Below are 22,966 nucleotides of genomic sequence, written 5' to 3'. Positions count from 1 at the left end.
GAGCTTGTTGTTTTTGTGGCATAAACGTCCTTTACCTAGGCGTCCTCTAGCGCCGTAATTATGGCAGAGAAGTCGGCGGCCTTCAGGCTGGCCCCGCCCACCAAAGCCCCATCCACGTTGGATACGGCAAAGATATCTGCGGCATTTGTCGGTTTGACCGACCCGCCATAAAGAATGCGGGTTGAGCGGCCGATGCCTGCGCCAAATCGACGTTCCAGACGGGCGCGGATGAAATCATGCACTTCGCCGATCTGATCCAAGGTTGGGACTTTGCCGGTGCCAATGGCCCAAATGGGCTCATAAGCGACCACAAGGTTTTCACCGGTGACCTGATCAGGAATGGATCCGGCAAGCTGACCACCGATGATGTCGAGGGTGTTGTTGCTTTCGCGTTCTTCAAGACTTTCGCCCAGACAGATCACAACCTTCAATCCAGCCTCAAGGGCGGTGCGTGCCTTTTGGCGCACGTCGCTGTCACCCTCGTTATGGTCTTCGCGACGCTCTGAGTGGCCAAGGATCACGTAAGATGCGCCAGCATCCACCAGCATGTCGGCGGAGATGTCACCAGTATGCGCACCAGAGGGCGCCTCGTGGCAATCCTGCCCGCCGATCGCAATCTGTTTGGCAGCCGTGTTGCGCGCTGCGGTGATAAGGGTCGCGGGGGGGCAGATCAAAAGCTCGCACTTTGGGTCGCTGTGGGCGTCACCAAGCGCTGTAAGCTCGCTCAACGCCGCCGTTGAGCCGTTCATTTTCCAATTGCCTGCTGCCATTTTACGCCGCATCGTAGCCTCCCGTTTTGTCTGAGCTTGTTGTCAGGCTTGCGGGGCAGGGCGTCAAGGGCTGTGTGGGGGGCGTTTGGGGCTTAGCTCAGCTTTGGTACACCGTTTGGGAACTCTTCTGTCAGCTCTTCCACGCTTTTGAAGGTCACCGATTCCCCACAGCCACAGGCTTCGTCCACATTGGGGTTGTTGAACTTAAAGCCGCTTTCCAGAAGGCCGATTTCGTAATCAATCTCGGTCCCGAACAGAAACATCTGTGCCATAGGGGCAATCAGGACGCGCGCGCCGTCTTGTTCCACCACTTCATCGTGGGGATCGGCCTCGTCCACATAATCCATGGTATATTCCATACCCGCACAGCCGCCTTTTTTCAGGCCGATGCGCAACCCCGCATGGCCGTCTTTCTCCATCAACTTAGAGATTTGTTTGGCGGCCTGAGTTGTCATGGTCAGGGCCTGTTTTCCGGGAATTCCGAACATCGCGCGTTCTCCTTTTGCCCAATCAGGTGAGCCTGACAAATTTAGGGGGTTAAGGCGCATCTCTCAAGGGGTGATCAGCGTAAGTGCCTCTTTTGTGAGAAATGCGGTGGCCATGGCCCAGCCAAAAGAGGCCAAAGTGCCGATGATCACGTATTCCGAGGCGCGTTGCCCCTTGCGGGTGGTGTCAAAGCGCAGGACGGATTTTGCAGTGAGCAGGAAGCCGATGCCGATGGGGCTGTTGAAGAGGATCAGGAAAAAGATAAAGGCGCGCTCCAGCAGGCCAATCACCCGGCCCGCGTTTTTAAGCCCCTGAATGGCGAAGCGTTGCGGGAAATGTTGCATGAGCCCCCCAACGATAGGCCCGCCCATTGTGGTGGCGGTGAGAAAGCCGATGGCGAGAATAAGTGGAGGGAGGATTTGGGGAGAGGTGAAGCCCCAAAGGCCCGTGGCAAAGCCTAGGGGCCAATAAAGGGTGACAAGGGCAATGCTGGCGATATGGGCGATTTGATCGGTGAGAAACGCCCATAGTCTTTGCGACTGGCGGGGGGAGAGGCCAAATGTCTTTATGCTGTCGATGATGGCGTGGGCGAGGGTAACGGCCAAGGCGGCCTGCCAACTGCCGCCCAGTGCGATCAGGCTAAGAAGGGCTACGGTGCCGATATGCAGGGAAAAGACATCCATGCGGCGTTTGCTTGCCACCATTGCGCCGGTCTGAAGTACGAAATCCGCCAAGAGATGCGCAAGGGTGAGGGCAAGGACCGTTTCAAGCATGGGGTTGATCCTTATTTAGGGCGAGGCGTTTTGTAATGTCGCCCTCCCACAGGTCTATAGCTTTTTTAATCGCAGGGGCGCCGGCGCCTGATAAGCGATACGACACCGCTTGGGGGGAAATGCCCAAGCGGTCGGCAATGGTGCTTTGGGTGGGGGCGCTGGGCAGCAGCGTTTCTGCCATGGCTTCAGCCTGTTCCTGTGACCATTTGCTTGCACGCTCACGCAATAAGGTTAGGGCGATTTGATCTGTGGCCGTGGCATTGCGCCAGGCAAAGGCCATACGGGATTGCGTTGACATCTTGTCCAGCGCGCGTCCGGATTTTTCAAACACGTCCCCGCCTGCATCTGAAAGGTCGCGGTGGCCAAGAGACGTATATGAGCCGATTCCAATGGCAATGCGGGTTTCCAGTCCAATGTCAGCCCCTCGCAATTTGGCAACCATCGCTAGGGCTATTCGAGGCGCAAATACGGGCGCGTCGAAATAGCATTGCCAGCCATCCCCCCGGAATCTTGTAAAGCGGGGCATCGTTTCTGGAGGGCTGTGTGCTGTGATGTCTTCCGCAAGGCGCTGTATTAAAGCAAGCGCCTGTGAAACCGCGTCTGGGGTGGCTTTGGTTGACCCAACAATGTCGCCGGTTAACACGGCAATGGGGGGAAGGTGACCCACGTTAAGTCCTGTCGCTTGATTCTGGTATAATAAAGCTTGCAGACTTGATGGTGTTTGTCAAGTGTAGGGGCTTGATATATGGCAAGGCAAGCCTCAGGGCTTGCGGCAACAAAAAAGGCAGGCGCTGGGCCTGCCTTATGATCTTGCAAAGGGAAGGGGCTTACATAAAGCCCAATTCCAGACGCGCCTCATCCGACATCATCTCCATGCCCCAAGGCGGCTCCCACACAAGTTCGATATTGACCATCTTGATCCCGGCCACAGGTTCAATGGCTTCAACGATCCATCCGGGCATGTCGCCCGCCACGGGGCAGCCTGGCGCGGTGAGGGTCATAATAATGTCGACCTCGTTCTGCTCGTTGATTTCAATCGTATAAATCAACCCAAGGTCATAAATGTTCACCGGGATTTCCGGGTCATAGACCGAGCGGCAGGCTTCTACCACCGCGTCATACAGGGGGTGATCTGCCGTTGAGGGTTTGATCAGCGGCTCGCCTTCGAGCTGGCTTTGCGATTCCATGGTCATCTTTGGATCCCGTCTTATTCCTGAGCGAACATATAAGGATTACATGTGCCAAGGTCCAGAGGAGCAATGTCGCAACCCCGACAAAAAGCATATGATACAGATCAATTGACGGGCATCCGCAGCATTTCCCTCTTGGCATTTTCCAGATTTTGCGACATTCGGGGGATATGACCCAATTCAGCTATTCCCTTAAGGCCACAGATGGCCAAGCGCGCACCGGTGTGATTTCAACACCGCGTGGAGACATTCGTACACCCGCCTTTATGCCCGTGGGCACAGCGGCCACCGTAAAGGCGATGATGCCAGAAAGTGTGGCGGCCACGGGGGCGGATATCTTGCTGGGGAACACCTATCATTTGATGCTGCGTCCCACGGCAGAACGCATTCATGCGCTGGGCGGGCTGCATAAGTTCATGAACTGGGACAAGCCGATCCTGACGGACAGTGGCGGCTTTCAGGTGATGAGCTTGGCTGATCTGCGCAAGCTGACCGAAAAGGGCGTGACCTTCCGTTCGCATATTGATGGGTCAAAGCATGAGCTGACACCGGAACGCTCGATGGAGATCCAAAAGCTTTTGGGGTCTGACATTGTGATGTGTTTTGACGAATGCCCCGCATTGCCCGCTGACCGCAAACGCATCGCCGAAAGCATGCGCTTGTCGATGCGCTGGGCGGAGCGTTCAAAGGATGCGTTTGGCGACCGGCCGGGACATGCCCTGTTTGGAATCATGCAAGGCGGGCTTGAGAAAGATTTCCGCGAGGAAAGTGCAGAGGCGCTGAAAGCGATTGGGTTTGACGGCTATGCCGTCGGCGGGCTTGCTGTGGGCGAGGGCCAGGAAAAGATGTTTGATTGCCTCGATTTCGCGCCGGGGTTCTTGCCAGAGGATAAGCCACGCTATTTGATGGGGGTGGGCAAACCCGATGATATCGTGGGCGCCGTGAAACGCGGGATTGATATGATGGATTGTGTGCTGCCGTCCCGATCCGGGCGTACGGGGCAGGTCTGGTCTCGTCGCGGTGTGCTGAACATCAAAAACACCCGGCACAAAGATGACCCACGCCCGATTGATGAAAACTGTTCTTGTCCTGCCTGCCGCAACTACTCGCGCGCTTATTTGCATCATGTGTTTCGCTCGCACGAGATGATTTCGGGCATGCTTTTGACTTGGCACAACCTGCATTATTACCAAGAGATCATGCAGGGTATGCGCGATGCGATTGCCGCCGGTCAGTTTGCGGCATGGGAAGCGGATTTCCATGCAGGTCGTGCGCAGGGTGACATTGAACCGATCTGAGATCAGATCTGTGAGTGGTTTCTGTGTGTGGTTTCTGGGGGCAAGGCAAATCCTGTCACGCCGTTTTAGGACAGCATTCCTCTGCCTATTTGATGAAAATGCAACAAAACACCATATGTTGATGGCCCCAATTGACGCAAACACCGCGAACTTGCCCTTGTGCTTGTTGGAATAGGCGGGCAAACTTGGTGCCAACAAGGTTGAAAAACAGGCGTGTGCTCCCCAAATACACGACCAGAAACGCGGAAACACTTTGATTGCCGAGACATAGGGATCATGTGTTTTGCCAGTAATAAGGAAGCCTCATGACCGAGCAACTTAACCAATCCTATCCAGTGCTGCCCCTGCGCGACATTGTCGTGTTCCCACATATGATCGTGCCGCTTTTTGTAGGGCGCGAAAAATCGGTGCGCGCTTTGGAAGAGGTGATGGCGCATGACAAGCAGATCCTGCTGTCCAGCCAGATTGACCCCGCTGTGGATGAGCCTGAAGTCGAAGGCATATATTCTGTTGGTGTTTTGGCCAACGTGCTGCAACTCTTGAAGCTGCCTGATGGCACTGTGAAGGTGTTGGTCGAGGGGCAGGCGCGGGTGCAGATCACCGAATTCCTTGATAACGACACCTACTTCGAGGCACAGGCCGAATTGATCGAGGAGCGCCCCGGTGACCCCGAGGAGCTTGAGGCGCTTTTGCGTTCTGTCGGTGAAGATTTTGAGCGCTATGCCAAGATCAAGAAAAACATCCCAGAAGAAGCGCTGGCAGCCGTGGCTGAAACCCGTGCGCCAGAAAAGCTCGCGGATCTTGTGGCTGGGCATCTGGGTGTCGACGTAGAACAAAAACAAGAGCTTCTTGAAACTTTCACGGTCGCAGAACGGCTTGAAAAAGTCATGGGGCTGATGCAGGGCGAAATGTCCGTGCTGCAGGTTGAGAAAAAGATCAAAACCCGCGTGAAATCCCAGATGGAGCGCACCCAGCGTGAGTACTATTTGAATGAGCAAATGAAGGCCATTCAGAAAGAACTGGGCGATGGGGATGAAGGTCAAAACGAACTTGGTGAGCTGGAAGAGAAAATCGCCGGCACCAAGCTGTCAAAAGAAGCCAAAGAAAAGGCGGATGCTGAGCTGAAAAAGCTCAAGAATATGTCGCCGATGTCGGCTGAGGCCACGGTTGTGCGCAACTATCTCGATTGGATGCTGGGTCTTCCATGGGGTCTGAAATCCCGCGTGAAAAAAGACCTGAACAATGCGCAAAAAGTACTGGATCGTGACCATTATGGTCTTGAGAAGGTCAAAGAACGCATTATTGAATATCTTGCCGTACAGCAGCGTTCCAAAAAGCTGAAAGGCCCAATCATGTGCCTTGTTGGCCCGCCCGGTGTTGGGAAGACCTCGCTTGGGAAATCGGTTGCCAAGGCCACGGGGCGCGAGTTTATTCGCATCTCTTTGGGCGGTGTGCGTGATGAAAGTGAAATCCGCGGTCACCGTCGGACCTATATTGGCTCGATGCCCGGTAAGATTATTCAGGCGCTGAAAAAGGCGAAGACCACCAATCCGCTGATCTTGCTCGATGAAATTGACAAGATGGGTCAGGATTTCCGTGGCGATCCGGCCTCCGCGATGCTGGAGGTGCTTGACCCCGAACAGAACTCGACCTTTGTCGATCACTATCTTGAGGTGGAATATGACCTGTCGGATGTGATGTTCCTGACCACGGCGAACAGCTACAACATGCCGGGACCGCTTTTGGACCGGATGGAGATCATTCCGCTGGCGGGTTACACCGAAGAAGAAAAGCTTGAAATTGCGCGCCAACACCTTGTGCCGCAACAGGTGAAAGATCACGGGCTGAAAGCCAAGGAATTCTCGGTTTCTGACGCCGCGCTGACGGATTTGATCCGGTACTACACCCGCGAAGCAGGGGTGCGGAACCTGAAGCGTGAGATTGGCAAACTGGCGCGGAAAGTGGTGACAAAAATCGTCAAGAAAGAAGAGGTCCGCATTGATGTAACCCCGGATGAGCTGGGGGATATGTTGGGTGTGCGCCGCCATCGGTACGGATTGGCCGAGGAAGAAAATCAGGTCGGGGTTGTGACCGGGCTGGCCTATACTTCGGTGGGTGGCGATCTTTTGTCGATCGAAGCGTTGCGCCTGCCGGGCAAAGGTCGCATGAAAACCACCGGTAAGCTGGGCGATGTGATGAAAGAAAGCATCGAAGCGGCGTCAAGCTATGTGCGTTCCATCGCGCCTGAAATTGGTGTGAAACCTCCCAAGTTTGAGAAATGGGATATTCACGTACATGTGCCGGATGGGGCGACGCCAAAGGATGGTCCGTCCGCTGGTTTGGCCATGGTGACATCGATTGTATCGGTGCTCACAGGTATTCCTGTGCGCAAAGACATCGCGATGACCGGTGAAGTTTCACTGCGTGGCAATGCGCTGGCCATTGGCGGGCTGAAAGAAAAGCTTTTGGCGGCTTTGCGTGGCGGCATCAAAACCGTGCTGATCCCTGCGGAAAATGAAAAGGACCTTCCGGATCTGCCTGATAGTGTGAAAGAGGGGATGGAGATCATTCCGGTGTCACATGTGTCAGAGGTGTTGAAGCTGGCATTGGTCGATGTCCCAGAGCCAGTCGAATGGGATGAAGCCGCAGAAGAGGCAGCCGCTGCGGCGCTTGCCAAGAAGGCGGGTGGGTCGAGCCAGGTTGCGCACTAACCTACGTAACCCATCGTGAATATTGATCAAAACGGCGCGCTGGTTTTCGGTGCGCCGTTTTCTTTTGCCCGGCGCACTGGATTTGTTAACTCAACCGGGTTAATATATTCCCAAATGAAAACAATAAGGGGCTGAGCGTAACAATGGCCACGAAATCAAGAAAATCGACCGCTGGAAGCAAAACGCGGACCAGTGCGAAATCCGCTGATGGTGCAATCCGTGCAAAGGCACCGAAATCCACTTCGCCGCTTAAGGTGCGCGCCACAGAAACCAAAGCGAACGCTGCCATTGATGCGGCTATTGCCCCTGTGGTCAGCAAGCCCGTTGCCGTCGCTAAGCCTGCGGAAAAGAGCGCAATGTCAGACGTGACACCAGCGGATGGGGCCCCTGTTAACAAGAAAGAAATGATTGTCCGTGTGGCAAAGCGTTTGGGTATGCGCCCCAATCAAGTGCGCGACATCACAGAGGCCGCTTTGGCCGAGCTTGGTGCGTCTTTGTCTGCGGGAGAGGAATTGAAACTTCCGTCGCTTGGCAAAATGCAGGTGAAGCGTAAAAAGGACCTTGGGGATGCGGAAATTCTGATCTGTAAACTGCGTCGGAAAAAGATTGAAAAATCCGCGACTGACCCCCTTGCGCCCGCCGCCGACTGACGATAAATACGCCGGCGTTGGGTCGTTAGCTCAGTTGGTAGAGCGCTTCGTTTACACCGAAGATGTCGGGAGTTCGAGCCTCTCACGACCCACCAATTAACAGATGCCAAATCAAGGGATTGGCGTCAGGTGATGGACGGAAGATTTTTCTGTTTGTTATAAAAACACTCTTGCGCTGACCGGATCACAGCGTTAATCAAAGCTCCGGAATGGGTCGTTAGCTCAGTTGGTAGAGCGCTTCGTTTACACCGAAGATGTCGGGAGTTCGAGCCTCTCACGACCCACCATTTTCTCCTGATATTGATACTGCCTCATCCGATGTAAAAGGGGTGTATTCGTCACGAATTCGTATTGGAGAGCCCATGCCTGAAGTCCCAGAGATTTACGTGATCCGGCACGGGCAAACAGAATGGAATGTCGCGCAACGCCACCAAGGAAAGTTGGACAGCCCACTGACCGACAAGGGGCGAGAGCAGGCGCGGCTGATGGGGGGCATTCTGCAACGGCAAAACCTGGACCTGTCCAAAGTTAAGTTTTTCTCCAGCCCGCTTGGTCGTGCCCGGAAAACCGCCGACATCGCCTTGGCGGGATTTAACGTCGCCCTTCAAGGGGATGATCGGTTGTCTGAAATCGACTTCGGCCAATGGGAAGGCAAGACGCAGAGCGAAATTGATCTTGGTTGGCCTGAGCTGTCAAAGCTGGCTGAAGAGGATCCAATTGTTTGGAACTTTCAGAGCCCAGGAGGAGAATCCCTGACGGATCTTGAGCACCGGTGTGATGCCTTCTTGGCGGAATTATCTGGGCCAGCGGTTCTTTTTACGCACGGGATATTGTCACGGGTGATACGTGCCCGCTGGTTGGGTTTAAACCCGTATGAAATGTTAGAGCTTCCGGGCGGGCAGGGGGTGATTTTCCATCTATCTCAAGCGCTTGGCCATGTGACACTGGAAAAGTGAGAAAAAGTTCACTTTGTCGCTTGACGGTGCAGCGCGCGCAGAATAGAACGCCCAAACAGTCGCAAGACTGGCAGTGGGCGGTTGTAGCTCAGTTGGTTAGAGTACCGGCCTGTCACGCCGGGGGTCGCGGGTTCGAGTCCCGTCAACCGCGCCATCACTGCCTGATTTGCTTTAAAAAGGCCCTGCCAATCGGCGGGGCTTTTTTACTTTCCACGTTCTGTAATGACGATGTGATGTTGCACATGTGCTTGGGTCGCAGGCGGATGGACGAGGCGTTTCGACCCGAAATCGCGACCAGTCATGTGATGTGTTGCCAGAGTGTATTTGATTTCATTTCGGACCACTTTTTCCATTGACGCCCCAGCCCCCCCGGCCTAAATACCCCCTCATGCGCGGTTGTAGCTCAGTTGGTTAGAGTACCGGCCTGTCACGCCGGGGGTCGCGGGTTCGAGTCCCGTCAACCGCGCCATTTCCCCAAGCAGAAGTTCGTCATTGATGTCACGGTATTGATGCCCCAGCAAAGTTGCTGCCGCGTCTTATCACCACATTTCGACGAAAATGAGCAGGCGATATCATGATGTAATCGGTAATATGAGGGCATTATGGCGATCCTTGACGACATTCCTTTCGGAACGATTTTGGTCTTTTGTCTGACCATTGGGCTCGCGCCCTTTGCCCCGCCGCATGTCTGGGAAAAGATGGTCATGTTGTGGCATGGAGAGCTTCGGGTGCCAATTGATATCTTTGATTTGATGATGCATGGCGCACCGTGGATTGTGTTGGGAATTAAACTGGTTCGGATGCGCAGGCAGCCACCGCTGTAGCTCGCCACGGATTTTTTCAGTGTTTGACAGAAATAATTTCAGCAGCGCGTTTTTTGGTAATTGGTACGCCTACGCTTAAACACTCCAATTAAACGTCTGTTTAAACAGGGGACGCAGTTTCAGGCGAACACTGAAAAAATTGCAGCGGTGCAATATTTGAAAAGTTAGGTGTCTTCAGCTACAACTTCGACTGTTTCTCCGAACCGTTCTGACTTTGGGAAGATTTCATCGATTTTTTTTTGTTCTTTTAAGTTGTCGCGGGCATTTTTTTGGCTTGCAGATACGGCTAAATCATAGCGTTCATCCAAAACGCTTTTAAAAGCAGATCCGATCACACGCAGCCGATCTAGGCCAACTACGAAGCAAGTACACACAATTGACTGAATAATCTGATTTGGCGCGTTCTTAGCCCAACAGGGAACGTCCAAAGATAAAATCTCATTTGGTAGTGGCGTATTTGTTTTAGCAACAACGATTGAAAAAATGGCACCCGTGACGAGAAATCCAAGTGTCTGCCACAACTTTCTAATAAGGCGAGCTGTCCTGTCATATAGCCTATTAAGTGATTTGACGCTATTTCGGGGCGACAGTGTGTTTGCCACCAGTAGTGACATCGCCGGAAGCACGCTGGCACTTAGCAGCCCGAAAAATGTCACCAAAAGCCCAGCTAATCCAATATCAATAGCACCGATAGGGATCCAAAGTCCCGCAGCAAAAGCTATGATGGCAACAATCCAAATCATGGCTCAAAGTTATAGTCAATTCGACCTGAAGTCGACCATGTTCGAAGGTTCTCAACGATTGCTTTCATTGCTTCTGACGGGTTCAAAAGCTCACCCTCAGTTGGAATGTTGCATACTTTAGACAGCTTAATTGTGCCGCCTCGCTCTTTAGCTCCTTCTCCTAACAATCCAATCGAATTGGCGTCTACATTTCTAAGTGCTGTTTCTAAAATTTTTCTATCGACGGATGTTGATTTGCGGCCCTTCCGTTTGAACGCCACCTTGAACATTCCTTCAATCCAGCCGTCATCAGGAACGCTATCTTCCAACTTCATTAGGTCTTCTTGGCTCCACCCAAGAAGTTGCAAGACGTCAAATACTGTAGAACCTTCGCTTTCGGCTGATCCTGCTGTAGATGATACAGTTGGATCCGAAGCCTCCGATGTTGAGTGTTTTTGAATTCGTCTAGGAGAAACTTCGAGCGCTTTTACTGAGCGAACCTTTCCCTCAAGTTTTGCGTTTAGAAGGATATGCTTCCCTGGCTCCATTTCCTCCGCATCTTGCAGCAATCTGGTAAGATACCTTTCGAGAGTTCGAGCTCTTGTGCGCTGCCCTTCAATTATTCCCACATGGTTTTGTCCGATAGCAAAATAAAGCACGCCTTCCACAAGTTGTTTACTTTCACCAATGTTGAAGTTTTGAAGTGAGAGTTCGGGAATTGGTTGATCTAGGTTGCCATCAATACCTGGTAGGTTTGTTCCTGCTTTTACATGGATAAGCTGACCGCAAATTAGAGGTCCATCCCAAGACGCCTCTTCAGAAAGTTTATTTAGAACGACAAAACTTCCATCCTGATCAAGATCAATTTTTCTCAAGCTAACGTCTTCGAAATATTTATTTGAACCAGTTGGCGTTGCTCTTCTAAGAATATCAACCACCATATCTTTGAGGTGAAATTCCTTCCATAAACCATCCGTGTTGACATATCGATATTGGACGGTTGCTCTTTTTTTGGACATGGTAATTCTCTTTGCAGCTGCATTGGTTGCAGGATGAAATGGATTTCATGCAGAGTTTCAATCTATAGGTGATTCTGCAATGATTTCCGGCCAAAAGAGTATATTGGTCAGTGGGGTATGAGGTCGCACTTACCCGTCGCGATATTGAAATGACCCAAATTGCCCACCAATGCGGACGGCCAGATAGAAAATAATGGCTATCAGCACCGCGACCAGCTCACGCCCAAAGATGGGGCCGTTCTGGCGCATGGCATCGCGCAACATGGCTGCCAGAAACTTGTCGTCGCAGCGGCGGCGGTCATAGCGATCACCGCCAACGGCATAGCCAAAGTCGTGGTGCCGCCAGCTTGCCTCGTCAAAGAACCAGCTCGCGGCCCCGGTGATCACCGCGCGCGCCCGATCTGACAGCCAATAAGGGCCAACGCCGTTGCCGAATTGCGCTTGCTGATCTGGGGTTAGGTCTTCGAATTGCGGGCGCTTCATGTCTTGGCACCATCGTTGCCGCGTTCGGCGTTAAAACTGGTTGTTAAGCTGTCTTCAAGCTGGTGTTCAACGCGCGTCATAAGCCACTCGCCACGCAATTCCGGTTTGATATCGGGAAGGTTCACAAACGCCTCTGCCATCATGTCTGGGTAAAACCCGCCCATCTGAATTTTGAGCTTTCCGCCAGTCCGCTGCGATTTCTTCAGCGCCGCCTTTGCCGCGCGCTGCGCCTCATCTTTCGTGGCGTAGGGGTGGCGGAGCTTCAGCTCTGGTTTTTCATCCCCGGCCGTCACTGTGTTAAGGCTGCCCGCGCCCTTGTCGCCCCATTCCGCGATGACGCGGCCGTATTTGCCGCGCTGGGGCAAGGACCATGACCCGGTGTCGATTTCATGCTGGAAAACGGTTGTCACGGGCAGCGCTGATCCGTCGGCCGCCTTGCCTTCACCGCGCGCCATAAACACCAATGCGCCGCCCGCTGGCTTGGCCACAGCGTCCAGATCCTTTGCCAACCGGGTGAGGAAATGCAGGTCACTTTCTGACGTTTGCGCCAGATACTCAAAGAAGGCAGATTTCACGCTGTCGCCCACAACCGGCTTTAAGCCATGTTCGCCCGCGATCTTTTCAACAATGTCTTGAACGCTAGCCTTTTCCCATGACCGGGTTTTGCGGTCGCGAATGCCGCCAAGCATGTTTGCGGCTTTGGCTTTGATTGCCAGCATGGCGGGGAAAATGTCGCCGCTGAATTCGTCCACAACATATTTGCCCATGAGGGTCAGGTTGCCTTCAAACCCGATGGATATTTCCAGTTCCGCCCCTTCAGGTGGAAGCGCCACGGCATAATCGCGGTCATCAAGCCTGATCTCGGCCGTGTCGGATGCGCCGCCCGCTTCATCAGTAATAGTCAGGCTCACAAGGCGGTCACTAAACGCGCCGGTGACGTCCGCACCGTTGGCCACGATCTTATAGGCAACCTTCATGTCCACAACCTTACGGGTTTGCGCACAGGGGCGGCGGGGGCGTTTGGCAAGATGATCAGCACGCCTTTTGACAGAACCGGCCCCAGACCCGCCAGACCGGGGTTCGCCTCATAGACGGCGGCCGTCATATCTTCGCGGCCATAGTGGGCCTTGCAAATGGCGTCCACCATGTCGCCGTCAATTGTGCGATGCGTGTTCAAAACAGCCCCCCAAGCCTGCCGGTGCTGTCACCGCCATAGGCTTCAAGTTTCAAAGTGAATTCGATTTTGCGGGGCGCGCCGTCGGCAAGGAAGAAGCTTTTGCCTTCATCCACATTGGTGATCACCCAACGGTTCCAGATCCAGCCCAACCCGTCGGTCATCATAAGCGGCGCTCTCAACGATGCTTTCGCGCGCATCCCGTCAACCTGGCGTAAACCGCCCCTGAAGGCGGGATAGATCACACCTGAAATTGTAATTTCTTCTGTGCCCGGCCCGCCATACTGAAGCGCGGGCGCGCGGCCAATTCGGTTGACCTTGCTCCAACGGTGCGGCGTGCTGCGGTTAAACTCTTGATAGGCCCCATTTGCCATTCCAAAACGGAAGGCCCCAAGCGCCATCATTACACCCCCAAAGTTCATCAGAAGTCCCCCCCGTCATGTAGGTCACCGCTTTTGGCATCCCCCCGGCGGTCCAGCTCGCGCGCAACCGCACGGGCAATCTCGCGGCTGTCCATTCCTGGCGCGGATGTGATGCTGATATGAATGGTGTCGCCCTGGCGAATGATCTGTTGCGGCTGTGCGGGCGCTTGCATTGCGGGGCGCGCATCGATGCGCTGGGTGATTTCATTTTTGGACGGCATGGCAGCGGCCGGGCCTGCAATCATAGACGCAGCCATTGCCGCTTTGACCGCACGACCGGGCAGAATTGAGCCAGACACGCCGGGAATGAAGATCTCCCGCCCGCGTTCGCCAACCTCATAAGGAACGCCCGCGCGCACCGGCCCACCCGCATCGCGTCCAGGCGGCTTGCCAGATCCTTCACCAGATCCGCCGTTTACATAGTTCCAGGCTTTGCGCAGCCAATCGGGCACAATGCCAGACAGCTTGTTTTTGATCGCCTCAACCATGGTGCCTAAAACCGAACTCATGCCGTCCCAAATGGATTGCATAAGCCCCCCGCCGACCTCAACCAAATACCCCGCCAGACCGCCAATCGCTTCTGCGATCAGGGTGATGGGGTTGAACTCTTTAAAGAGCGTAAAAATGCCTTTAAACAGCCCGTCTTCAAAGGCGGCTTTCACGGTGTCGATCTTGCCCATAAGCCACGCAACGATCTTGTCCCAATTCTGGTAGACCACATAAGCCAGCGCCGCGACCGCTGCGATGGTTGCACCGATGGGGTTTGCAAGCGCGGCAATGGCCAGGCGCGCAAACGCTTTGACCAGCAGCCCGACAGCCGACAACAACAACTTTGTTGGACCGCGCGCCAACCACAGAAGAACGCCGCCAACTTTGGGCAAAATGATCATGAGATAACCGCCAAAACGAATGAGTTTCAGTACCGGACCAGCCAAGGCGAAAAAACCAAATCGGGCGGCAATTGAAGCGACCCGCAAAAGCAAGAACACGCCTGCCAACTTTGCCCCGTTTGCAATCAATTCAGGATGCGCGGCCGCCCAATCTGTAAAGCCGGAAACCAACGGCATGACGCTCGCCATAAGCTCGTTTAGGGCGGGCAACAGAGCGCCGCCCACAACAACGGCCAAACCGCTCACATATTGCAAGAGGCGCTGGCGCTGTGCGTGTGTGGTTGCCGCTTGGGCCTGATATTCCTTTTCCATCAATCCCAATAAAGCGGATGTGTCGGCGGTATTTGCAAAGGTGTTGCCTAGCAGCTCGACGTTGTCGATCAGCGGGGTGATTGCGCCCTTGGCCTCTTCGCCAAACAGATCACCGATTAACGAGCTGCGGCGGTATGGTTCAATCTCTTGGAAGGCTTCAAGCACGGCCATAATGCCGCCCTTAGCGTCGGTTTGCATCCGCTTTGCCATTTCCACACCATCAAGCCCCAGCGCCTTGAAAACGGAGCTTTGACGGTCTGTAAGGCTGGCACCTTTCACCAGGGCGTTTGTGAAGTTCTTCAGGCCCGTTGCGGCAATCTCAGGGCTGGCACCGGCGGCAAGAATTGCGGCGCTTAAAGCGGCGGTTTCGTTTGCGGCAAGCCCGGCCGTTTTGGCAACCACACCTTGCCGGTTGATTACCTGAAGAATGTCAGCCTCGGTCGTGGCCATTGTGTTGCCCAGAAAGTTGACCGTGTCGCCAAGCGCCATGGCTTCCGTTTGGGTCAGCCCAAGGTTTTGCCGCCAGCGGGCTAAGGTTTCGCCCGCTTCATCGGCTGAAATGCCAAAGGCGACCGACATTTTGCTGGCGGCCGTAGCAAACTCTAAAAGTTGTTTTCGCTTTTCAGCGTCGGGTAGGTTTTCGTTCACAACGCCCATGCGCGCGCCTGCGGCTACGATATCCGTCACGCCTTGCGCGGTTGTCGCCAGCCCGCCCGACGTGACTAGGTCGCGGATCTCCTTTGCCATGATCGACAGACCGTCCGCCGCTTCAAAATCAACAACCTTGGCAACTTCGGCCAATCGCTTTTCAGCTTGAATGGCGGGTTCGGTCAGCGCCAATAGGCTACCAGCCAAAGCTGCCACGCCCAAGGCTTCGCCCTTTAATGCGTCCTGGCGCGCGCGGTTGGCCTCAATCTGCCGGTTGGACCAATCAACGCCTGCACGACCGGCTTTCTCTGACAGCGTGCCGATCTCGCGCACCTTCTCAAGCACGGGTTTTGCAGGCGCCGTGACCCGGTCAACCAGCCTCAGAACCATCGCAATATTTAGATCGCCAACGCTCATGTGTGTGTTGCTTTGCCTTAAATCTGCGGTGTGTTGGCTTTCATTTGCGCCTCATACCGCTCGCGGGCTTTTTCCCGCCACATGGCCAGATCTTCGATTGACATATTGTCCATCTGATCCGGCCCCCAGCCAAAGACCATGGCAATATCTGCCATGGCTTCGGTTACATCATCGGGCAGACCTAGGCCGGTTCCGGTAGTTCCAGAACCTCCCCGTCCATCTGCTCCTTCTTCACGAAAAAAAGCACAGCCTTCCCCGCCAAATCCATGAAGTCTTCGGTGGCAAGTTCGGTTGAAATTTGGGCGGGCGAAAGCGGCGGCATTGTGACGCGCGGCAACAGCTTGGTGACGGCGTCGACTTCCATGCGCAGAATGTCGGTCAGCGCCAATCCGCGCAGCTCGCCCGGTGACGGTTTGCGCAGGGTGATTTCGGTGACCTTTTCGCCATCAATCTTGAGAGGCTTTGACAAGGTGGTGGCGTTCAATTTCGTGACTTTCGACATGGTTTTAATCCTGTTTAAAGGGGAGTTTACGGGGCGCGCGAACGGCTCCGCGCGCCTGTGTGTTGGGGCGTATTAAATGCCCATTGCTTTGCGAAGTTCAGCCAGTTGGTCAGTGTCGCCGACCTTCCGTTTTCCGCCTTTGGTGTCGATTTCAATCAGCGTTTTACCGTTCTTGATGACGCGGAAATAATCAGTCTCTTGTGACAATTTCAGCGGCGCGTCGGACCCCGGCTTCAGGTCGCCAAAGTTGGTGGAAGACCAAAGGCCGCCCATCGTCATGACAAAGCTGTCAGCCGAAAAATCTTCTTGCCCCATAGCGCCGGGGCGGAAGGTCACGCGCTCCCGTGTGCCGATCAGTTTGATCGCCTCTGTGGCCCATTCCGCCAAGGTGATTTCGGTTTTCATGGCCTCAATGCCCATGTCCTGGGCAATGCTTCCATCCATGCCACCAGCGCGGTGATTGGCGGTGATCAGCTTGACCTCTGGCGGCTTGCCTTCCAGCACGCGCCCGGCATAGCTCTGGGCGTTGATAAAGGCGTTAAAGTTGCGAATTGTGCGCGGGTACTGCATTGACAGTCCTCCTTATGCTGCGGCTTTGACCGAAGAGATCAGCTCGTCATAATATTTGCCTTCGCGGTGGGCACGGAACACAAGGTGCTCAAGCGGCGCTGGCGGTTCAAAGTCAAAGTCGAGATAGAGTTTCCCGGCCTTCAGCGTGGCCTCTGTGTTCAACTCTGGATCCAGCCAGCACTTGAAGCCCAGCAAAGCGCCCTGGTTGACCAGGTTGTCACCAAAGCCTTGAACGCTGTCGCGAATGTCTTGGAAAAGCTGTGCCGACATGGGACGATCCATTGCCCAAAGATGCGCGGCCTCAATGCTTTCATAGATGATATCTGCGGTGCGGCGCACAGACAGAAACGCCCATTGCGCATCAGCGCTGGCGGAACGGTTGCCCCAAAGGCGGAAACCATTGCGGCGAATGATGGTCGCCACCTCGGCTTCATTCATGCGGTTGGCTTCGGTTTCTGTTGAACTCAGGTTAAACGAAACAGGCCGGGCGGTGCCGGAAATTCCATTGATCACCTGGTTGGAAGGCGACCACCAAAAGCCCTTTTCAATGTCACGTTTGGCGATCAAGCCAGCCGCATAACCAGACGCCGGGCGGGTCACATAATCGGCCGCATCGGAGTCAAAAACGGTTACAGCCGGGTCAACGATAAACAGTCGGTCAGACCCCCATTTCTCGCGTTCGGTTTTGGCGTCGGTCTCATTGGTGTTGGGGCCGTCCGAGATGACCGTCGCGCGGAGCTTTTCGGCCACGGCGATCAGATTGGTGACAACTGGGCTGGCGGGATCTGCGGCGCCGGTTGAGGTGAAGCCAGGGGCGGCAAGAATGCGCGGTACCAGATCCAATTTGGATGCAGAATGTTCCAAGGCCCAAACGCCGGTGCCCAAGGTGGCGTCGCCCACAATATTTGCCAATGTGGCGGCGTCGTCTGCCCCGACCGGCACATTGACAAAGATAGCCACGCTTGCGCCTTGGGCATAGATCGCCTCATAGGCGTCTTTCAGGGTGCCGCCCGCGCCCGCAATTGCCGCTTTGCGGGGGCCTTCGACAAGCACCGGCACGTTTTCTGGGAAGACCGCCGGGTCGGCATCTGGTGCGGTGCCGACCAAGCCGATCACAGAGCTTTTGGCGGTACGGATTGGGCGAATGCCGTCGTCAATTTGGACAACTTCAGCGCCGTGTAGGAATTGTTCAGGCATGTTCGCCTCCTTCATTTAGGGTGGCCAGTTTCGCAGTTGCAACCGTCTCTTTGGCTTGCAACTCTGCAATGACCGTTTGCAGTTCTTCAGGGGATTGGGCGGCGGGGATGCGGCGTTCTGCCAAGCGTTCCATGCCCTCAACAATTTGGGTGGCGCGGAAGAACGCGACCCACTTGCCAATACACGCCGCGCGCAATTCTTCTGGGGTTTCGCCCAACGCTTCCGCTTCGTCCTCAAATCCGGCTTGAGCCTCGGCCACCAATGGTACAATCGCCGGGTCGGTGGTGCCTTCGTGCATCTGCCAAAGCAGTGCCAGCGGGGTTTTCAGCGCCCACGCAATGGCCCGATCTTCATGGGCTTGCTTGGCGATTTGGCGGCGGTAAGCGCTGGCCGTGGCACTGGCGGTCTGCAATGCAGCCGTTTTCTGTTCCTCTAAAGAGGGCGGTGGCGGCATGTATTCCTTCAAAGACGGCTTGCCGCCTGCCAAATCGACACATAGGATTTGCTCGTTTGAAGCATGTTTCGACAGGTCATCAAGAGTGATTTCCACATGCGGTTCTGGAATGACCTTGTGTGTATCATCCGCATAGAAACCGATAATCTGACCTTCACTGTCGTAATGTGCAAAATGTTTCATGTTCAGTGTCCAATCGCCAAATAGTGAACGCTGTCGCCGTTCACAATTGCCCCAGTATGATCTGTGATGCGAAAGGCCACAGTCGCTGCAAGCATTTGATCATGCAGCACGCCTGCGCGGCTTACGCCCGCCGCGCCAGCCGCCGCCGATGACCGGTCAACCCCCATGGCGAACAAGCAAGCGTTTGGGAATGCAATGGGAAACACGGCCTGGGCATAACCTGTGTTGCCACTATTGGCGCTGGCACCCCATTTCAGGATCAATCCGCCGGGAAGTGGGACAGACCCCGCCGCCGTTTTTTGCACATGGGTTGAGATGTAAGTGAAGACGGTTTCACCGGCTCCATAGCTGAGAGAACCATCCAGCATTTTTCGCAAGACACTATCTTGTCCAGGCACCAATGCGTTGAGTGGGTCATCACCGACGTGTGGGTAAAGGAAAAGTGCGCCAGAACGTAGGAACCCATTTACCTGCATCTTGGCGTGGGTTTCCGCGACGATTGCCGCGCCAACAATCAGCTTTTCGAGAGAGGTAATGCCTGTGCCAACACCGTCAGCGGCATTCATTTTCGTGGCAATGAGGGCGGTCAACGTCGCCGCCAGATTAGCGTCGTCATTCAACGCGGCCGCAATCTCTTGCAGGGTATTCAACGCGTCGGGCGCACCGCCCAAAATACCGTCAATAAGCTGTTTCAGATATGCAGTCCGGTTCGCAAGCTGTTGCGGTTGAATGTTCGCAAGCCCCGCCTTGGTCGCAAGATTAGGCTCCCCGCCAAGCACAGGGTCGGTTTGCTCAACCAGATAAATGAATTCTTCCCAAATGGGAGTTTCGGTCAAATTGCTCATTGAACAACTCCATAGGTGTTGGTGCCGTCATATGAGATGGCGGCGTTGTAACGGTTTGCAGCTTGCGTGAAAAACAGCCCTTTGAGGTGGCACCGGGCGGGGGCGACATTTCGAAGAATGCGCTTCAATTTCTCCGCTTGGTCGATGGTGATTGGGCGTTCCAAATAGACCCGGTATTCTGCCCAGTTGTCAGGCTCGCCATAGTCTTCTGACCCGTCATGGATCAACTCACCGTTATAAAGGAATGCCCCAAAGCCCTCAGTGATTGCGGCCCCGCCATACCCAAAGGCATCAAGAGCGCGGCGGATTGCGCCAGGCGTGCCTTTGCGGCGGTGAATGAAGACGGCGGCTTGGATCGCAATGCGTTTGCGTTGCTCACCCCAATCTGTGTCCCAATCATCAACCGAAAACGCCCAAGCCAACCAATCCAACAATTCAGCCGGGCAGGTTTGCGGGTTCATCAGTTGCGAAACCGGCGCAAGGTTGGGCTTGGAGCTGGCAATGGCTTGCTCTAACGCGCCTTCCAGCGGCGTGTGATTGGGGGGAAGGATTGAGGCAAAATCAAACATCGCGACCGCCTACCGTGACGGTCAAGCCACCATTGGGGCAAAAGCCCACTTCGGTTGGCCCGACAATGATATCGGCCGCCGGTTTGGTGAGCGTTACCTTTTGCACGCCCGGCTGGTGCAGGGCGGCATATAAGCCCGACAGAGTGATGTCGTGACCAATCCGGTGGTGTTGGGCCAGGTATTCAGCCAAGGCGGTTTCTGCGGCCTCTAATACCTGTGCTTCGCCGGGGCCTTCATAAAGGGTCAGCTCGGCCTCAACCTCAAAAGGTAAAACCGTTACCGCCTGCACAATCACAGTGTCGCACAGGGGTCGGACGTCTTCGTCGTTTAAGGCGGTTTCAACGGCTGTTAAAAGCTCGCTTGAGGGTGCCCCGTCACCTTCGCCATGCGCCAACACTGTGATGGTCACTTCACCAGGGGAAAGGCTATCAACGGCCGCGTCTTTGACTTCGCCTGAAGCGGACAACGTCCAGAACAAATATGACCCGCGCGGCCCGGCTGTGGTGTGGCCTTCAAGCGAAAGCTGGACCCGCGCGCGAAACGCCGCGTCGTCTTCGTTGATTTCTGCGATGGGCGGCGAAACACTGTCGTCGGCCGCTTGCACTGTTAGGCGCTCAACGCCCCAGAATGCGGCCAGCCCGTCCAGATCCGCGCCGGTCGAAAACGCCAACATGTTCGCGCGCGCGCCGTCGTTAAACTCCACGCGGTCCAGCATCCGAAAATAGGCGCAAACACGCAGCAGTTTTGTAACCGGCTCACTCTCCAGTTCAAGGAACGGGGCAAGCTCTGGCAAATGCGCAATGGCTTCGGTCTTCATTTCTGAAAACAACGCATCATAATCCACCTGTTTGATCACATCAGGCTTGGGCAGTTTGCTCAGATCGATGGAGGTGAAACCGCTCATTCTGTGCCCCCGTCGGTCAGATCAATTGGCATAGGGATCACGTTGCCGTCGGTGTCTGTCAGCTCAAGCGCTGCGAACCCGGCGCGCGCCTCAACAACTTGAACGCGGGCAAGCGCGATGCGCGGCTCCCATTCATCAAGGGCTTCGGCCGTGGCCTGATAGGCATCAATGAGGGTTTCACCGTTTAACGGTTGGTCGATGATATCCGGCAAATCTGACCCGTAGTCACGCTGCATAACCCGCGTGCCTTTGGGCGTGGTCAAAATATCGTGGATCGACTGCGCAAGATGCGCGCCGCCTTCGATCTTGCGACCCGTATGCCGGTTCATCCCGCTCATTTCTTCGCGCGGCCGCGTTTGGCTGTTTCGGTTTTTGCATTGCCCGCAAGCCCCGTGGCTTTGACCGTTGGGTCATCCAATGAACCAACGATTTCCACACGCGCGCCTTCGTCTTTAACCAAGGTGACATTCTCATATTTGGCTTGCGCTGCGGTCAAAGAGACAATCTCGCCCTCTTTGCGCCGCGTGCCAGCAACAGGACCGGCGGCTTTCACGCGGTACTCTTGCTTTTGGTTCTTAATGGTCATCAGCTTGGTTTCCCTGTGTTGCTTCCGATGCTTTCGGGGTGAGTGTGGTTGACCAGGCTAACGCCGCTGGCGATCACATCGCCGGTCACTTCAATGTCGCCGTCCACGATCATTTTTCCGCCGGCTAGATTGATCTGGGGCACCGCGCCGTCCGCGCTGGGGGCGTTGCCGGCATAAAGGGAACAAACGATCACGCCTTGGGCCAAGTCGCCGCCTTCACAGGCAACAAGCACTTGCTCGCCTGTCGTGGGCATCCACCAGAATTGCAACCCACCGGCGCGCAACTGCCCAACCGGAAGCGGCGGGCTTTTCAGGTCGCCAAAATCCACAACGGCTTTTGCGCTGCCCGGATCCACAGAGGCGACTTTGCCCACGCGCACAACATTGCCAATCCGGCGGTCGTTTTCAGCGGCTTCCATCGACATCAGCTCGCCCCTCCGACCTGGTCGTAGTCCGCCACATTGGCGGCCCCGATCGCTGGCGATTGCCCGACGTATAATTCGGCTCCAATTTCGGTGGGTTCGGGCGCAAAAAAGCTAATGGGCTGGTGCCAAGTGACGGCCCAAAGCGACACGCCCTTGTCTTTGATCTTGCTTGAAACCAGCGTTTGCATGGCAACATCACGCGCCTGACCATAGCCAGATTGTGACCAGGTCTTTCCTGGGATGACTCGCAACAGGACTTGGCAGATATTTGCGGCCAATGTGTCACGGTTCACGCCAAGGCCGTCTTTTGTGACCACATAGGCGGCCATGCGCAGCATGTAAGACGGCGCGCCCTGGCCATAGGTCGTGTCTTGTTTTGCGCCCAGATTGGACACCAGCACAGAAGAGGCCGGGAAACCCGCCTTCTTCAACTCGCCCAGGTCAAACTTTCCAGCGTGCGGGTCGCATTTCTTCAGCTTGGGCATGAAGCTCTTCAGCTCGTCGCAAACGGCTTGTGGCAAATCAGAAAGAAGCGTGTCGCTCATTGCAGCAGCTCCTCTAACCGGCCGGTCGCCAAATCGTAAATATCCTGTTCGTCCTGGTCAGACATGCCCAGCACAGGGCGGGCAGGAATGCCGCTGTCGATTTCTTCGCCGCCGAAATGCTGGTGGGCGAAATACACAAGGTTTGAACCAACGGCCGCTTCATCGCCAGTGGCATAGCTTGCAATGCTGTCACGCATTTCGCCTTCATTGATCAAAAGGGAATGGTTGCTGCCACGGGTGGCGGCATAGTCGTCGGACCAATCTGCCCAGGGCGTGCCGTCTGGCGCTTCTTTGGTTTCAAACCGTGCGCGGGTTGAGCTTTCCAGAATGGCGGCGGCATCGTCTGCCAGCTCTGCCATTTCAAAGCCGGGCAACACGCTTAAGCGTTTAATCGCCTCGTCTAAACCCGGCGTGGTGAGGGATAAGATCGCACCTGACATG

Annotated in this window: 30 protein-coding genes and 4 tRNA genes; 9 read left to right on the top strand and 25 right to left on the bottom strand. The window is 55.1% G+C overall.

Annotated features, from left to right (window positions below):
* Positions 1–35: 35 nt before the first annotated feature.
* From tpiA to KKW20_RS08985, 5 genes are all read right to left on the bottom strand, one after another.
* On the bottom strand, positions 36–782 hold the full coding sequence (tpiA, locus tag KKW20_RS09005; RefSeq protein WP_214567545.1) for a triose-phosphate isomerase: 747 nt from the start codon (positions 780–782) through the stop codon (positions 36–38).
* Between the two features lie 80 nt (positions 783–862).
* Entirely contained in the window at positions 863–1,258 is a 396-nt protein-coding gene (locus tag KKW20_RS09000; protein ID WP_214567544.1) for a HesB/IscA family protein, read from the bottom strand.
* Between the two features lie 63 nt (positions 1,259–1,321).
* Positions 1,322–2,029 (bottom strand): DUF3307 domain-containing protein, encoded by a 708-nt coding sequence (locus KKW20_RS08995; protein ID WP_214567543.1) that lies wholly within the window; start codon positions 2,027–2,029, stop codon positions 1,322–1,324.
* Positions 2,022–2,471, bottom strand: coding sequence for a hypothetical protein (locus KKW20_RS08990; RefSeq protein WP_214567542.1), 450 nt, complete (start codon positions 2,469–2,471; stop codon positions 2,022–2,024). The genes KKW20_RS08995 and KKW20_RS08990 overlap by 8 nt, the downstream gene beginning before the upstream one ends.
* A gap of 385 nt (positions 2,472–2,856) precedes the next feature.
* Positions 2,857–3,216, bottom strand: coding sequence for an SUF system Fe-S cluster assembly protein (locus KKW20_RS08985; protein WP_425514264.1), 360 nt, complete (start codon positions 3,214–3,216; stop codon positions 2,857–2,859).
* 173 nt (positions 3,217–3,389) lie between these two features.
* Between KKW20_RS08985 and tgt the strand changes: the two genes are divergently transcribed.
* The 9 genes from tgt (at position 3,390) to KKW20_RS08940 (ending at position 9,658) form a co-directional block, all read left to right on the top strand.
* Positions 3,390–4,517, top strand: coding sequence for a tRNA guanosine(34) transglycosylase Tgt (gene tgt / locus KKW20_RS08980; protein WP_214567540.1), 1,128 nt, complete (start codon positions 3,390–3,392; stop codon positions 4,515–4,517).
* 305 nt (positions 4,518–4,822) lie between these two features.
* Positions 4,823–7,228: an endopeptidase La gene (lon, locus tag KKW20_RS08975; RefSeq protein ID WP_214567539.1), complete on the top strand. Its 2,406-nt coding sequence runs from the start codon at positions 4,823–4,825 to the stop codon at positions 7,226–7,228.
* 143 nt (positions 7,229–7,371) lie between these two features.
* Positions 7,372–7,878 carry an HU family DNA-binding protein gene (locus KKW20_RS08970; RefSeq protein ID WP_214567538.1) on the top strand — a complete coding sequence of 169 codons (507 nt, stop codon included), beginning with the start codon at positions 7,372–7,374 and terminating at the stop codon, positions 7,876–7,878.
* A 19-nt stretch (positions 7,879–7,897) separates the two neighbouring features.
* Positions 7,898–7,973, top strand: a tRNA-Val gene (locus KKW20_RS08965).
* A 116-nt stretch (positions 7,974–8,089) separates the two neighbouring features.
* Positions 8,090–8,165 (top strand) — tRNA-Val (locus tag KKW20_RS08960).
* 75 nt (positions 8,166–8,240) lie between these two features.
* Complete coding sequence (locus KKW20_RS08955; RefSeq protein ID WP_214567537.1) at positions 8,241–8,834, top strand: histidine phosphatase family protein; 594 nt, start codon at positions 8,241–8,243, stop codon at positions 8,832–8,834.
* Positions 8,835–8,911: 77 nt separating this feature from the next.
* Positions 8,912–8,988 (top strand) — tRNA-Asp (locus KKW20_RS08950).
* 238 nt (positions 8,989–9,226) lie between these two features.
* Positions 9,227–9,303 (top strand) — tRNA-Asp (locus KKW20_RS08945).
* Positions 9,304–9,436: 133 nt separating this feature from the next.
* Entirely contained in the window at positions 9,437–9,658 is a 222-nt protein-coding gene (locus tag KKW20_RS08940) for an RND transporter (RefSeq protein WP_214567536.1), read from the top strand.
* Between the two features lie 164 nt (positions 9,659–9,822).
* Here the strand turns inward: KKW20_RS08940 and KKW20_RS08935 are convergent, their stop codons facing one another.
* From KKW20_RS08935 to KKW20_RS08840, 20 genes are all read right to left on the bottom strand, one after another.
* Positions 9,823–10,401, bottom strand: coding sequence for a hypothetical protein (locus KKW20_RS08935; RefSeq protein ID WP_214567535.1), 579 nt, complete (start codon positions 10,399–10,401; stop codon positions 9,823–9,825).
* Positions 10,398–11,399, bottom strand: coding sequence for a hypothetical protein (locus KKW20_RS08930; RefSeq protein ID WP_214567534.1), 1,002 nt, complete (start codon positions 11,397–11,399; stop codon positions 10,398–10,400). Before KKW20_RS08930 ends, KKW20_RS08935 begins: the two co-directional genes overlap by 4 nt.
* Positions 11,400–11,528: 129 nt before the next feature.
* Positions 11,529–11,882, bottom strand: coding sequence for a hypothetical protein (locus KKW20_RS08925; protein WP_214567533.1), 354 nt, complete (start codon positions 11,880–11,882; stop codon positions 11,529–11,531).
* Complete coding sequence (locus KKW20_RS08920) at positions 11,879–12,859, bottom strand: phage late control D family protein (protein ID WP_246534522.1); 981 nt, start codon at positions 12,857–12,859, stop codon at positions 11,879–11,881. Before KKW20_RS08920 ends, KKW20_RS08925 begins: the two co-directional genes overlap by 4 nt.
* Positions 12,856–13,059, bottom strand: a complete 204-nt coding sequence (locus tag KKW20_RS08915) for a tail protein X (RefSeq protein WP_246534521.1) — start codon at positions 13,057–13,059, stop codon at positions 12,856–12,858. Before KKW20_RS08915 ends, KKW20_RS08920 begins: the two co-directional genes overlap by 4 nt.
* A complete protein-coding gene (locus KKW20_RS08910) occupies positions 13,056–13,478 on the bottom strand; it encodes a phage tail protein (protein WP_246534520.1) in 423 nt (140 codons plus the stop codon). Before KKW20_RS08910 ends, KKW20_RS08915 begins: the two co-directional genes overlap by 4 nt.
* On the bottom strand, positions 13,478–15,745 hold the full coding sequence (locus tag KKW20_RS08905) for a phage tail tape measure protein (RefSeq protein WP_214567532.1): 2,268 nt from the start codon (positions 15,743–15,745) through the stop codon (positions 13,478–13,480). Before KKW20_RS08905 ends, KKW20_RS08910 begins: the two co-directional genes overlap by 1 nt.
* Before the next feature lie 17 nt (positions 15,746–15,762).
* Complete coding sequence (locus tag KKW20_RS08900; protein WP_214567531.1) at positions 15,763–15,900, bottom strand: GpE family phage tail protein; 138 nt, start codon at positions 15,898–15,900, stop codon at positions 15,763–15,765.
* 26 nt (positions 15,901–15,926) lie between these two features.
* Positions 15,927–16,247 (bottom strand): phage tail assembly protein, encoded by a 321-nt coding sequence (locus KKW20_RS08895; RefSeq protein WP_214567530.1) that lies wholly within the window; start codon positions 16,245–16,247, stop codon positions 15,927–15,929.
* Positions 16,248–16,319: 72 nt separating this feature from the next.
* Positions 16,320–16,817, bottom strand: coding sequence for a phage major tail tube protein (locus KKW20_RS08890; protein WP_214567529.1), 498 nt, complete (start codon positions 16,815–16,817; stop codon positions 16,320–16,322).
* A gap of 12 nt (positions 16,818–16,829) precedes the next feature.
* Positions 16,830–18,014 carry a phage tail sheath subtilisin-like domain-containing protein gene (locus KKW20_RS08885; protein ID WP_214567528.1) on the bottom strand — a complete coding sequence of 395 codons (1,185 nt, stop codon included), beginning with the start codon at positions 18,012–18,014 and terminating at the stop codon, positions 16,830–16,832.
* The gene (locus tag KKW20_RS08880; RefSeq protein WP_214567527.1) at positions 18,007–18,651 is read right to left on the bottom strand and encodes a hypothetical protein; all 645 of its coding nucleotides are present in this window, start codon (positions 18,649–18,651) and stop codon (positions 18,007–18,009) included. The genes KKW20_RS08885 and KKW20_RS08880 overlap by 8 nt, the downstream gene beginning before the upstream one ends.
* Positions 18,652–18,653: 2 nt before the next feature.
* Complete coding sequence (locus KKW20_RS08875; protein WP_214567526.1) at positions 18,654–19,496, bottom strand: gp53-like domain-containing protein; 843 nt, start codon at positions 19,494–19,496, stop codon at positions 18,654–18,656.
* Entirely contained in the window at positions 19,493–20,065 is a 573-nt protein-coding gene (locus KKW20_RS08870; protein ID WP_214567525.1) for a phage tail protein I, read from the bottom strand. The genes KKW20_RS08875 and KKW20_RS08870 overlap by 4 nt, the downstream gene beginning before the upstream one ends.
* Positions 20,058–20,969 (bottom strand): baseplate assembly protein, encoded by a 912-nt coding sequence (locus KKW20_RS08865; protein WP_214567524.1) that lies wholly within the window; start codon positions 20,967–20,969, stop codon positions 20,058–20,060. Before KKW20_RS08865 ends, KKW20_RS08870 begins: the two co-directional genes overlap by 8 nt.
* A complete protein-coding gene (locus tag KKW20_RS08860; RefSeq protein ID WP_246534519.1) occupies positions 20,966–21,298 on the bottom strand; it encodes a GPW/gp25 family protein in 333 nt (110 codons plus the stop codon). Before KKW20_RS08860 ends, KKW20_RS08865 begins: the two co-directional genes overlap by 4 nt.
* 5 nt (positions 21,299–21,303) lie before the next feature.
* Positions 21,304–21,555 carry a hypothetical protein gene (locus KKW20_RS08855; RefSeq protein WP_214567522.1) on the bottom strand — a complete coding sequence of 84 codons (252 nt, stop codon included), beginning with the start codon at positions 21,553–21,555 and terminating at the stop codon, positions 21,304–21,306.
* A complete protein-coding gene (locus KKW20_RS08850; protein ID WP_214567521.1) occupies positions 21,555–21,980 on the bottom strand; it encodes a phage baseplate assembly protein V in 426 nt (141 codons plus the stop codon). Before KKW20_RS08850 ends, KKW20_RS08855 begins: the two co-directional genes overlap by 1 nt.
* Positions 21,980–22,525, bottom strand: a complete 546-nt coding sequence (locus KKW20_RS08845; protein WP_214567520.1) for a hypothetical protein — start codon at positions 22,523–22,525, stop codon at positions 21,980–21,982. Before KKW20_RS08845 ends, KKW20_RS08850 begins: the two co-directional genes overlap by 1 nt.
* The gene (locus tag KKW20_RS08840) at positions 22,522–22,965 is read right to left on the bottom strand and encodes a phage virion morphogenesis protein (RefSeq protein WP_214567519.1); all 444 of its coding nucleotides are present in this window, start codon (positions 22,963–22,965) and stop codon (positions 22,522–22,524) included. Before KKW20_RS08840 ends, KKW20_RS08845 begins: the two co-directional genes overlap by 4 nt.
* Position 22,966: the final 1 nt, after the last annotated feature.

The sequence above is a fragment of the Aliiroseovarius lamellibrachiae genome (genome assembly GCF_018599245.1).
Taxonomy (GTDB): domain Bacteria; phylum Pseudomonadota; class Alphaproteobacteria; order Rhodobacterales; family Rhodobacteraceae; genus Aliiroseovarius; species Aliiroseovarius lamellibrachiae.
Note: the sequence above shows the minus strand (reverse complement) of the source record. Positions and strands in the feature narration are given on the sequence as shown.